Annotated in this window: 10 protein-coding genes; 2 read left to right on the plus strand and 8 right to left on the minus strand. The window is 41.4% G+C overall.

The genetic code is table 11. The features are described from left to right. Positions 1 to 2: 2 nt before the first annotated feature. The 7 genes from LDL79_RS13240 to LDL79_RS13270 all read right to left on the minus strand — a co-directional run bounded on the left by LDL79_RS13240 (position 3) and on the right by LDL79_RS13270 (position 8,235). Entirely contained in the window at positions 3 to 1,394 is a 1,392-nt protein-coding gene (locus LDL79_RS13240) for an aminopeptidase P family protein (protein ID WP_225598031.1), read from the minus strand. A 193-nt stretch (positions 1,395 to 1,587) separates the two neighbouring features. Continuing rightward, on the minus strand, positions 1,588 to 1,980 hold the full coding sequence (locus tag LDL79_RS13245; protein WP_009780854.1) for an acyl-CoA thioesterase: 393 nt from the start codon (positions 1,978 to 1,980) through the stop codon (positions 1,588 to 1,590). Between the two features lie 105 nt (positions 1,981 to 2,085). Further along, the gene (locus LDL79_RS13250) at positions 2,086 to 5,109 is read right to left on the minus strand and encodes an SbcC/MukB-like Walker B domain-containing protein (protein WP_225598032.1); all 3,024 of its coding nucleotides are present in this window, start codon (positions 5,107 to 5,109) and stop codon (positions 2,086 to 2,088) included. 1 nt (position 5,110) lies between these two features. Beyond that, entirely contained in the window at positions 5,111 to 6,328 is a 1,218-nt protein-coding gene (locus tag LDL79_RS13255; protein WP_225598033.1) for an exonuclease SbcCD subunit D C-terminal domain-containing protein, read from the minus strand. A gap of 124 nt (positions 6,329 to 6,452) precedes the next feature. Further along, positions 6,453 to 7,271 carry an oxidoreductase gene (locus LDL79_RS13260; RefSeq protein ID WP_225598034.1) on the minus strand — a complete coding sequence of 273 codons (819 nt, stop codon included), beginning with the start codon at positions 7,269 to 7,271 and terminating at the stop codon, positions 6,453 to 6,455. 44 nt (positions 7,272 to 7,315) lie between these two features. Continuing rightward, positions 7,316 to 7,852, minus strand: coding sequence for a hypothetical protein (locus LDL79_RS13265; RefSeq protein ID WP_072979861.1), 537 nt, complete (start codon positions 7,850 to 7,852; stop codon positions 7,316 to 7,318). Positions 7,853 to 7,923: 71 nt separating this feature from the next. Next, positions 7,924 to 8,235: a hypothetical protein gene (locus LDL79_RS13270; protein WP_225598035.1), complete on the minus strand. Its 312-nt coding sequence runs from the start codon at positions 8,233 to 8,235 to the stop codon at positions 7,924 to 7,926. A 212-nt stretch (positions 8,236 to 8,447) separates the two neighbouring features. Here LDL79_RS13270 and LDL79_RS13275 point away from each other — a divergent pair, with 212 nt between their 5' ends. After that, positions 8,448 to 10,004 (plus strand): M61 family metallopeptidase, encoded by a 1,557-nt coding sequence (locus LDL79_RS13275; protein ID WP_225598036.1) that lies wholly within the window; start codon positions 8,448 to 8,450, stop codon positions 10,002 to 10,004. Positions 10,005 to 10,073: 69 nt separating this feature from the next. Here the strand turns inward: LDL79_RS13275 and LDL79_RS13280 are convergent, their stop codons facing one another. Next, positions 10,074 to 11,258, minus strand: a complete 1,185-nt coding sequence (locus tag LDL79_RS13280) for a BamA/TamA family outer membrane protein (RefSeq protein WP_225598037.1) — start codon at positions 11,256 to 11,258, stop codon at positions 10,074 to 10,076. 200 nt (positions 11,259 to 11,458) lie between these two features. Between LDL79_RS13280 and LDL79_RS13285 the strand changes: the two genes are divergently transcribed. Next, positions 11,459 to 11,923 (plus strand): (2Fe-2S)-binding protein, encoded by a 465-nt coding sequence (locus tag LDL79_RS13285; RefSeq protein WP_072979857.1) that lies wholly within the window; start codon positions 11,459 to 11,461, stop codon positions 11,921 to 11,923. Positions 11,924 to 11,925: the final 2 nt, after the last annotated feature.

Below are 11,925 nucleotides of genomic sequence, written 5' to 3' on the forward strand. Positions count from 1 at the left end.
GGTTAGTTATTTCTAAGTTTTTCGATGGCTTCAGGTGTTTTGGCAAGTGGTTCACCCAATAGTTTGCTTCCGTCTTTGGTAATGACAAAATCTTCTTCAACGCGTATGCCACCAAAAGATTTGAATTTTTCGACTTCGTCATAATTCACAAAGTCCATATACTTTTTCTGTGCTCTGCGCTCATCGATCAAGAATGGATTGAAATACAAGCCGGGTTCTACAGTAAGCACAAAATCCTCCTGAAGTTCTTTTCCTAGACGTAGTGACTTCAGACCAAACTCAGTACTTTTCTTCAGCTCAGGAGTATAGCCCACATATTGCTCGCCCAGATTTTCCATATCGTGAATGTCTAAGCCCATCATATGACCCAAACCGCATTGAAAGAAAAGCGTGTGTGCTCCGGCAGCAACGGCTTCGTCAGCGTCACCTTTCATCAGGCCAAGATCAGTAAGACCTTCTACGAGCTTCTTGGAAGCCAGCAGGTGAATGTCTTTAAAACGCGTACCCGGTTTTAATGCAGCAATGGCCCTTTCGTGCGCATTAAGCACGATATTGTAAACATCCTTTTGCAACGGACTGAACGTTTTTCCGGCAGGGAAGGTGCGCGTCATATCACCACCGTAGCCCATCGTGTTATATGCGCCGCAATCGCAAAGTACCAGATCGCCTTCATTTAACACCGCTGTGGTTGCGTGATTGTGCAGGTATCGGCCATCTTTGGTTAGAATAATAGGGAAGGCGAGTCCGCCGCCACCGCTTACTGCAATACCGTTAAGCGTACCTGCCATTTGCATTTCTGTCATTCCCGGTTTAGTATTGATGATGGCATACTCGTGCATTTTGCGGGTAATATTCACCGCTTCTTCAAGTTGTACCAATTCTTCAGCCGATTTGCGCTCGCGCTGAGCAACGATTGCCTGAATCAAGGCTACAGATTTGTTAGCTTCTACCTCCCGGAGCGGAATATCTAAAAGTTCGCTGATCGCAATTTTTTGAGCCGAACGATAGGGCGGAAGGTAATGTACTTGTTGTCCTTTGGCTAACTGCGCTTTTAAATAAGACGCTACCTGATCTAAAGGTTTTACGGTACTGAAGCCGGACTTTTCAGCAAAACTTTCTAGCTTTTCCGCAGAACCGATCCATACTTTTTCTTCTGGAGTGGCATTGTTTCCGAAGAGGATCTCTTCCCCGGTGTCGATGTTGATCAAGAAGTATAAATTAGGAATATGGTCGATTCCGGTGTAATATAAAAAGCTGCTATCCTGCTTAAAAGGATACCAGTTATCGGCATAATTCATCGAGCTTTCGCCATTTCCTGGAAAGAGGATGATGCCACTTTTTAAGGTTTGTTTTAAAATATTTCGTCTATTGACGTATGTGCTTTTAGGGAACATAAAGTGAATTAAATTTTGTGAGTTTTATGGTTTATAGGAAACTTTAAAACCGCTAATGGCTGCTAAATTACCGAAACCTCTTTAGAAAGAATAACCGGCGATTGCCCTATTGTATGCATTTATTAGCATTCTGAATGCAAAAAGAGGCTCTAAAAGCCTCTTTTTGTGCAAACAATTCTATTTGTGATAGACCTTATTTGTCTTCTAAACGGTCTTTTACATATTCAACTTTTGTTTTTCCGTGGGGTTTGGCATTTCCGTTTTCATCTAAGCCAACCATCACGATCTTGTCGATGGTGATGATGGTCTCGCGGGTCATTTTGTTACGTACCTCACATTTTAAGGTAAGGGAAGCGGTACCAAATTTTACCGGTTCGATACCAATTTCAACGATATCCCCTTCACGCGCGCTGGACTTAAAATCGATCTCAGAAATATATTTAGTAACCGTACGCGGATTCTCTAATTGTATAATAGCATAAAGCGCAGCCTCTTCATCAATCCATTCTAAAAGTCGGCCTCCAAAGAGTGAACGATTGGGATTGAGGTCTTGCGGTTTGATCCATTTTCTAGTGTGAAAATTCATAGTTTTTCTCTTAAAAATTCTACTGTAAATTTAAGACTTATAATGCCTAAAAGCTCCCCGATTACTGCGGTTTCCTCTATGGTATGATAACCAATTTATATAGGATTATACGATTTTTAGACTGCTATAACCTTGCCCATTTTGCGTAAGTTGAATCTGCGTTGCAATGCGCTCTTTTAAACTATCTACGTGGCTGATCACCCCGATCATTTTTGAAGATTCGGCTTGCAAAACTTCAAGTGTGTCCAGCGTTTGATCAAGGGTTTCCGGGTCGAGGGTACCAAAACCTTCGTCAATAAACAGGCTGTTGATCTCAATATTGCGTGAAGCGAGATCAGATAATGCCAAGGCCAGCGCCAGACTTAAAATAAAGGTCTCGCCACCGCTCAGCGTTTTGATCGAGCGGCGTTGCCCACCCATATGCTCATCAATCGCAACCAGACTGTCGTCTTCATCATCTGCCGGTTGATCTATTTGATAACGATCGGTAAGATGTTTTAGGCGCTTGTTCGCCAGCTGTAGCAATTGCGCTAGTGTAAGGTCCTGCGCAAAATCATTAAACTTATTCCCGTTCGCATCACCGATCAGGTTATTGAGAATCAACCAATGTTCACCATTTTTAAGTTCCTGATCAATCTGTTTCTGAAGTTTTCTAATCTGCTCCAGATTATCCTTATGATTTAAAAGTTGCCGCGATAGATCAGAGGCTAAATGTTCATTTTGCTGAAGCGTTTCTGTTTGTGCCTGATGCTGTTCTTGAAGTTTTTCAAGTGGTGCATCACTCGCCGAATCCGTTAGGATTTGAATTTCTTCAATGAGTTTGTTGCGCAAGGTTTTTAAACGTAAAGCTTCATCGTTGATCTTTTCTAATTCTTGTTTCCAAGTTTGAGCGGTTGCGGCATTCAAACGCTTTTGTAATGCATCTTCAATAGATTTATAGCCTTTTTTGTTCAATTGCCCTACTAAGCTGGTAGTGAGACCTTCTAAGGTTTTTGCAAGATCGTGTTCTGTTTCTTTAGCTGTTGTGAGCAGCTGTTGTTGCTGGTTTACGGTTTGCTCGTTACGATTCCAGGAGGTTTCAATGTGACTGATGTCTTGTTCAAAATTTTTACCGGAATAGACTGCGGAAATTGCTTCTGCTTTCTTTTTACCCTTTGCCAACAGCCCTTTTAGATCGGTTGTTTGCTGTTGAATTTGCGCAAGTACCTTAATGTTTTGCTGAAGTTTTTCAGCGGAATTTAATTCCTGTTCTTGCTGTTCCAGTTGGAGCTCCAATTCGTTAAACGTGGCGCTGCCCTTAGATTGCATCAGGTTTTTAAATTGAGCATCAAAAGTGGTTTGCTGAGCACTCAGTTCTTCATCGAGAACTTTTATACGCTGTTCGAGCTGTTGTGTTTGTTGCGTTAATTGCTGAAGCGAACTTTCTCTCGTCACGAGTTCTTTGTTCAGTGTTTTTAATTCGTGTTCTAATTGAAGCACCGCAGCTTTGAGTCCGTTTTCTTCTTGCGGAATATGGGCTGCAAAAGGGTGATCAAGCGAACCGCAAAGCGGACAAGGTTCATTATTTTGCAGGTCTTTGCGGTAATCCTCAAGTTGTTTTTGAAGCTGTTCTACTTCCAGCGTTTTTTGCTTAGCGGTGTGCTGAGCTTCTTTTAACTCGATCTGCTGTTTCAGTTGTTTGACCTCTTCGGGCAACTGCGCTTGTTGCTTTTGAATAGAAACGTATTCTTCATTACGTTCTTTACGTTGACTTTGCAAAGTGCTTAAAGCCATATGTGCTTTCTCAGCTGCGCGGATGTTTTTCAGTTTGGATTGAATTGTTGCCAATCGTTCTGCTACCGAAGCATTTTTGAGGTCAAAGCGGTTCTCTAAAGCCGCATACGCAGATTTGGTCTTCGTAGATTTCTCCTGTAAAGCAGTTTCAAAACCTTTGAGATCTTTTAAGTCGAAAAGTAAATCGAATTCCCTAGCTGCGGTTTGCAACGGATTTTTACTGGTTTCGAAAGCGGTGCGCAAGGCATTGCGCTCATCGATCAAGGCACGGACTTCCGCTTTATACAGTTCCATTTTTTCCGAAAAATCAGTCGGCGTGACCGTGAGTTTAAATTGTTCGCTAAGTTGCTGCGTTAAGTGCTCTCGTTGGGCTTTTGCAGCTTCTAAAGCTTCCGTAGCCTTAATGATTTCGGTTTGCTTTTCCTTTTGCTTTTCCTGCAAACTTTGCCATTGATTGAGTTCTTCTGCAAAAAGTTGAATCGCTTCGTGATGCTTCAGTGCATCTCCTTTTTCTTTTTCGAAGTTTTCCTGAAGCGCAACCACTTCGCCTAGTTCTTTCTGTGTTTTTTGCAGTTCGCGCTCTTCGGCTTGTAGTTTCTTTTTGAGCTCGATCTCTTTAGTAAGTTGTTCGATCGTTTGCTTTAATTGTTGTTGTGTTTCGGATAAAGTTTCAGCTTCTTTTTGCTTTGCTGTGAACGTATCTTCTTCCAGCAATTGCTCCCTGAAAGTCTCAATTTTAGCGCGTTTAGCATCAATTTTCTTAGCACGCTCTTTATTCCGAAGAAACACTTCCATCCCAATTCTACGATAGATATCAGTTCCAGTTATTTTTTCTAGAAGCGCACCGCGTTCCTTTTTGGGCACTTGTAAAAATTTGGCAAATTCGCCCTGAGCTAACACTACCGACTTGATAAACTGATCATAATTCAAACCGATCAGCTCCTCATTTTTAGAAGGTACTTTACCTTTATTAACATCTATAAAGGTCCCACTTTGTACATCAGTTATTTCCATATGATATTCACGTAGATTACCGGTACGTGCAGTAGAAATAGACCAGGTAGAGATGAAAATTCCAGAATTACATTGGTAAGTGATACTGGCATAAGCATCAGACTGATTACGTGTAAGAATGGCTCCTTTTTTTAGAACATCATTTTTATTTATTGAACCAATTCTAGGAACTTGATTAAATAACGCCAAAGAGATCACATCAAGAATCGTGGTTTTTCCGCTCCCGGTTGGGCCCGTGATCGCAAAAAGGCTGTTTTGCAAAAAGGGTTCTTGAGTAAAATCGATCTCGTGCTCACCACGCAGCGAGTTGATGTTTTTAAAAGCAATTTTTAATATCTTCATGTTAAGCGGGATCTGTGGTGTTGAGGTGTTCTACAAGTTCCTGAAATGCCAAAGTTACTTTTGCCTTGGTTTCTTCATCATACGAGTTCTGCTCTAGCATTTTAGTAAAAACTTCAAGCGGTTTGAGATCTTCTAGATGTTGCTGCGCATCAAAAAAATTTCCGGTTGCTTTTAGTCGGTTTTTAAAGGTCGCACGATGTTTAACGATCTCCAGACCAGGTGTATTAAATTCGGTAACCAGCGTGTCGAGCTGTGCAATGCGGTTGGCATCAAAGTTTTCTTCGATCAACTCCACTTCGATGAGGTTGGTGAGTTCGCCTTCAGATGTTAATGCTTGCAATTTGCTTTGTATACGCTCCAGATCGCCACTCACTTTGTTCAACTTTCTAAACGTAGGAATCGCAATGCTTTTGGGTTCAAAACCCGTTAAAGTATCTAAGATCAGCACCCGTTTTTTATCGGTACGCTCGCTGAAAGAAAGCGGTAAAGGCGAACCGCTATAAAATGCGGGAATCGCAGCAGTCACGCGTTGGGGTTTATGAATATGCCCCAGCGCCACATAACTGAAATAATCACCAAACTGACTCGCCTGAAAGGCAGCCTGATTACCGATCTGTATGTCCCGCTCACTCTCTGAAGGTTCAATGCCTGCTGCATACAAATGCCCCATAGCGATCACCGGTAGTCCGGGGAATTGTTGCTTGCAATTTTCTGCCGCTTGAGTAAAGACTGCTTCAATCCCTTTTCTTATGGCTTCAATGCGGTTTTCATAAGTGACGCCAGATTCTGCCGCACGAATATCTCCATCCCGTAAAAACGGAATTGCAGCAACGACAAGCTGGTCATTATCCTGTTTACCTTGAACGGGAATCAAGCAATCTTCCGGATTTTCAGGCATTCCGCCAAGGATATGTACATTGAGGGCTTCGAGTATTTCTCGTGGCGCATCAAGCATCGACGGCGAATCGTGGTTTCCGCCGGTGATGATGAGTTTACAGTTGAGGTTGCTTAACTGCTTTAAAGCTTTATAGTATTGTTTGCGCGCTTCGGCGGAAGGATTAGCAAGGTCAAAAACATCTCCGGAGACCAAAACGAGTTCGATAGCTTCTTCTTGAATAATTGCAATCAGCCAAGAGATAAAGCGTTCAAAATCGGTATATAAATAGTGTTTATGCAGCTTTTTGCCAATGTGCCAGTCGGCCGTATGCAGGATTTTCATGACTTTGGATTTAATCGCGTAGGAGGAGGCGTGAAGTTACGAAAATTGAGAGGTTTGTAGGATTGATTCTTGACTTTAGAATATGTTTAAAGGTCAAGGTATTTTTACGTAAGCTATTAAAACCTTATTTGAACTGCGACATAATAAGTTTTTCATAGATACCATCACCCAACCATTTGCGCAAGGCCATCACCGGTTTAGCCATAAAGCCTTTAGCATAGCGGCGGTTAGGTTTTTTTATGGTTGCTGCTTTAGCGATAGTTTTTCCTAAAACGTCTACATCGGTGAGGCGGTCACCGGTGTAAGCTTCATGCATACCCTCTGCCGCGGCATTAACAAATGCAGCATAAGGCCCAGATCCTGACTTTTCTTTTAAATTTTTAGCAGCAATTGTACCCCAGTCTGTTTTTATAGCGCCCGGTTGTACAATCACTACATCAATATCAAAGGCTTTCAATTCTAAGCGTAAACAATCACTCCAGCCTTCTAGAGCGTGTTTTGTTGCGTGATACCAAGCCCCAAATGGCGTGTAGATTTTACCGGCCATCGAGGAGATGTTTACGATACGACCCTTTTTATTTTTGCGCATTGCAGGCAGCACCAATTGCGTAATACGGGCCAAACCAAAAAGATTGACCTCAAACTGGCGTTTGGCTTCTTCAATTGAAACATCTTCAACAGCGCCGTAAGACCCATAACCGGCATTGTTGATCAACACATCAATGCGTCCTTCTTTTTTTAAAATATGTTCTACACAGGAAATTATGGATCCGTCTTTGGTAAGATCTAAAAAATGGGTGTGCATCCCTAAGTGTTCTAGCTCTTGCATTTCATCAGTTCTTCGAGCAGCACCGTAAACGATATACCCTTTTTCGAGTAACTTTTTGGCTGTAGATTTACCGATCCCCGAGCTGGCTCCAGTAATTAAAATAACGTGTTGCATAGCAAACTTTAGTTTGAAAGTTAGACAATATTCCTATGATAGGATCACGATTTAAAAAGCAACCAGCCTAAACGTAGACCTAGTATGGGTGAGAAAAAACTTTCGCCAGACTCATTAAAACCATATCCCGCACCTAAGTTAAGATCTAGTTTTAATCCTCCTTTATAATAGCGTTGTAAGCCCCATACCGGCCCGATAGCTCCAAAATAAGACTCATAATACTCTAGGCTTCCTATTATAGGTTTCCCAGTTTGTACCGCAGCGCTTAAAGCGAGATAATTAGCGCTGTTTTTCGTAATGTTTTTCCCTTTATCCATTCGCTTTTTGAAGTTATAGTAATAACGGTATTGCGTGTTGAAAATAGGGTAAACGCCATAACCTTCTCCAAACATTCCTTTTTGATAAGCAAAACCCGTTCCCACCCTAAAATCCAAGGTGGTTGTTGGAGTGAGGCCCAACTCATACTCTAAACCCGGAGTTAAAATATTTACAGAAAATATACCTTTTTCAACTGTGGGTTGTTGGGCATAAGATGTGAAAAGGCTACAAAAAAAGATACTGAAGAGTAGGAGTTGTTTCATAAATTCAAAAATACTTTTTGACGGAAAAGTAAATATATAGAAGCACAACGTATTATTTGAAATTATGATTTTTAACTTGAATTATTTTTTAGGGAATTTTGGACTTCATTTAGTGAGTTAATACTAGTTTCAAATAGAAAAATGAAAATAGCTAGTAAGATTAGCGCTATGCAGCAAGACACATAAAATTTCCCATAGCTTTTGTGAATAGCCTTGAGCTCTTTCACTTTCTCAAGTTCCCCAAATTGCTTTAAGGCTTTTAACTCTTTATCTTGTTTTTTCTTAAGTCGATCAGTATAGTTATGCCGAAAACCGTTAAAAACAACTTCAATAGGAGTGAGGTAATACCCTAGTTTTTCAGTTCTAGATAGTTTTTTATTCATAGATAGACTTTAAAACACCTTATGCTCAATTTACATACTAAATAGAGTCTTGCAGTATTTTAAAATTACGCTAACTTGATTGGTAGTTGTTTAAATTGAGGGATGTATTTTAGGTTAACATCGTATCAGCTCTTGCGAATATTTTAGGGATAAACGGCAACTATTCTTCGTGATAGATTGAGTAATTTCACCGGTACAATTAATTTCCATTTATGATTCTACGTGTTTATTTGGCTTGTGTTATTCTTCTGATTTCCGGAACTCTTTTTGCCCAGAAGGCTGAACCACAAATGCAGTATCAACTATCCTTTCCTCAGGCGGAAGCGCATTATGTTGCAGTGGAGTTGCATCTGGACCAGCAGGATACTACCGAAACCACACTCGTTTTGCCGGTTTGGACTCCGGGATATTATATGATTCTCGATAACCCGGCGCATATTATTGATTTTGAGGTGCAGGCTTCTGAAGGTGTTGCGATAGCCTGGAAGAAAACTTCTAAAAACAAATGGACGATCACGCATCCTAAAAATACCGAATTAGAAGTTGCATACAGGGTCTATGCCAATCGTACTTCGGTAGCAGAATCTAATGTAAAGGATAGTCGGGCTTTTCTGGCGAATACTGATATTTTTATGTTTCCCGAGGGGCAAAAAGAAGCGCCCATTTCAGTGACCTTTGAACTTCCGGAAACTTGGGAGCACATTGCGACCGGACTAGAAAAAGTAAATCAAACCACTTTTTACGCTGCGTCAGCAGACGTGCTTTACGACAGTCCGTTTTATCTGGGAAATCAGAAAATGATTGAGTTTCAGCAATTGGGTAAAGCGTTTACGCTGGCTATCGCAACACCAGAGGGATTAGATGAGCAGCAATTAGTAACAGATTTGCGAGAGATCATTTTGCGTACGACCGATTTAATGCAGCACACTCCTTTTGAGGAATATGCTTTTATTATGATGGAACCCGGCGGTGGCGGACTAGAACACGCAAACTCGCAAGCGGTATTCACCTATGGAAGTTTTGATTTTAAAACCGATGCTGACTACAAGGCCTTTCTCAATTTTATCACGCACGAATATTTTCACCTGTATAATGTGAAAGCTTTACGGCCTATTGAATTGGGACCGTTTGACTATAGCAAAGAAAATTACACGACGATGCTTTGGGTGGCAGAAGGTTTTACGGTGTATTACGAATATCTCATTATGCGTGATGCAGATTTGATCACTGAAGAAGATATGCTGCAGTATTTAAGCAGTCATTTTCAGGCGATCGAAAATAAAGAGGGGAAAGAGCATATGTCTTTAGAACGCTCTAGTTATGATGTTTGGAATCATTTCTTGAACAACGATGCTGTTTCAGATGCCACAACGATTTCCTATTATCATAAAGGCCCTATTATAGGGCTGTTGCTTGATCTTGCCATTCGCCACGAGAGTGAAAATGAAAAGTCGTTAGACGATGTGATGCGAGCGATGTATAAAACTTATTTTCGTGAACAACAGCGCGGCTATACCGAAGAAGAGTTTTGGGAAACGGTCGCTCAAATGGCGGGTAAACCTTTAGACGAATTGCGCCATTACGTTGAAACTACAGAGACCCCAGATTATGAGAAGTATTTAAGCTACGGAGCGCTGGAGCTTGATCTGACAGAGAACGACGATCCGTCAACTGAGCGTGTAGAACGCGCTTATCAATTAAAGCGAAAAACTCCTGAAAATAAATTGCAAGAAGAAATTAGTAAAGCGCTCTTCAGAAATTATTTTTAGTATTGGGCAAGGGGTTGAATATCCAAAAGCTTATTAAATGATTGTCTGAAAATTTTTGGTCAAGTAGGACTAAAAAGCTTCTCCTATACTCAGATAAAAGTTATTTCCATCTTTGGTGAACGCATAATCAAAGCGAATAAAAATATCTTTTTCTCTAAAGATCAAAAAGCGTGCACCGGCACCGGCAGACCATTTGATCTTGTTCATCTCCAGCTCGTTCCAATCGTCAAAAACTTCGCCTACACCGGTAAAAACAGTTGCTCCTAAACGGTCAGTAAAACCCAGTTTAAGCGGTAGAAAACGATATTCTACTTGTGCAGCGATTTGATTGCGATCTCTAAACCTTCCGCTAAAATAACCCCGCATAATATTTTCACCGCCTAAGTACGATAGCTGGTTAAAAGGCACTTCGCCACCAAAACTAAACTGACCAATTACCTGAGCCGCCAGTACATCTCTTTTGCCTATGGGTGTAAAAAACCGGTTGTCTGTGGTGATGGTCTGGTATTTTACATCGCTTTTCCAAAACGGATTGTAATTGAGGTAAGCCAATTCGCTAAAGAAGGCGTTGCGTTCATTCAATACATTGTGTCGGGCGTCGTAAATAAGACCGGCGCCCATACCAAAATTGGTCGTTCCTTCGGCACCAAAGGGAAGCTCAATGTCCAGAGCTTTGTCGCTGTCTTCGGGAGCTTCAAAAGAAACGTTAGACAGACTTCTAAAATCGGTTTCAAGACCAACATAAAAGTTCTTCAAAACCTTGCGCAACACCCGTTCTTTGATCTGAATTTGCGTAGCATCTACCAGCGCAATATTGTCTTTAGGAACATCATTTCCTATCCCGTAATATTTCAGCGGAAAACGTTCTGCATCTAGATCACCTAGGAAAAACCATTTGTCCTGATCAGAATACACGGCGTGGTTGATGCGTATACCGTACTGCCCATTAAAGGTGAAAAACGCGTAAGTATTAATTTCACTAAGTCGGTTATTAGTGTCCTCATTGGCATAGAACACAAAGAGTGGCGCAACGGCAAATTCCAGACCTGTTTCAGGCCGAATACCCAAAACCGGATAGATCAAGAATTGTGGTTTTTCTTGAGAGACCGTATCGTTAAAAACCCTGTTGAGGTAGCGGGAAATAAATCCTTTTTTGGGAGTTTCGTTGGGAATTGAAGTGTCTTGCGCTTGCAGCTGAACAGCTAAAAGCAAGAAGGGCAGACCCAATAAAAGTGCGCGTAAGTTTCTCGTCATTGTTGATTTTCAGGCAAAAGTAGCCCTTTAACAGCGGATAAAATCAGCTCAAATTGTAAGGAAATGCTAATTTTTTAAAGGTTTCTAGCTTAAGATTTGGTTTGAAAAGTATAAGTGGCGCACGTTTAAAATAAGTAACTTTAAAGCATTGCGCTTTTATATTGCGCTCAATTACAGATGTTTAATAAAAATAATGCGCTATGCCACAGTATTCCCTAATGATTAACGAGCAAGAACATCAAGTAGATGTCGCCGCAAATACTCCCGTTCTTTGGGTGTTGCGAGACCATCTTAAAATGGTAGGAACCAAGTACGGCTGCGGTATTGGCCAATGTGGAGCCTGCACCATCCACTTAAACGGAAACGCCGTGCGCTCGTGTTCGCTACCAGTGAGTGCCATCGCAAATGCTTCGATGAAGATCACTACGATTGAAGGACTTTCAGAAACCGGTGATCATCCGGTACAAAAAGCCTGGGTAGAAGTTGACGTTCCGCAATGCGGATATTGTCAGGCTGGCCAGATTATGAGCGCAGCCGCTTTGCTCAATCGCAATGCAACTCCTTCTGAAGATGAGATCAAAAACGCAATGAGCGGTAACCTTTGCCGCTGCGGAACCTATACCCGAATCAATAAAGCTGTGGCTCTTGCAGCAACAAAAAAATAACC

Origin of the sequence: Leeuwenhoekiella palythoae (assembly GCF_020310025.1) — a bacterium.
Classification (GTDB): Bacteria; Bacteroidota; Bacteroidia; order Flavobacteriales; family Flavobacteriaceae; genus Leeuwenhoekiella; species Leeuwenhoekiella palythoae.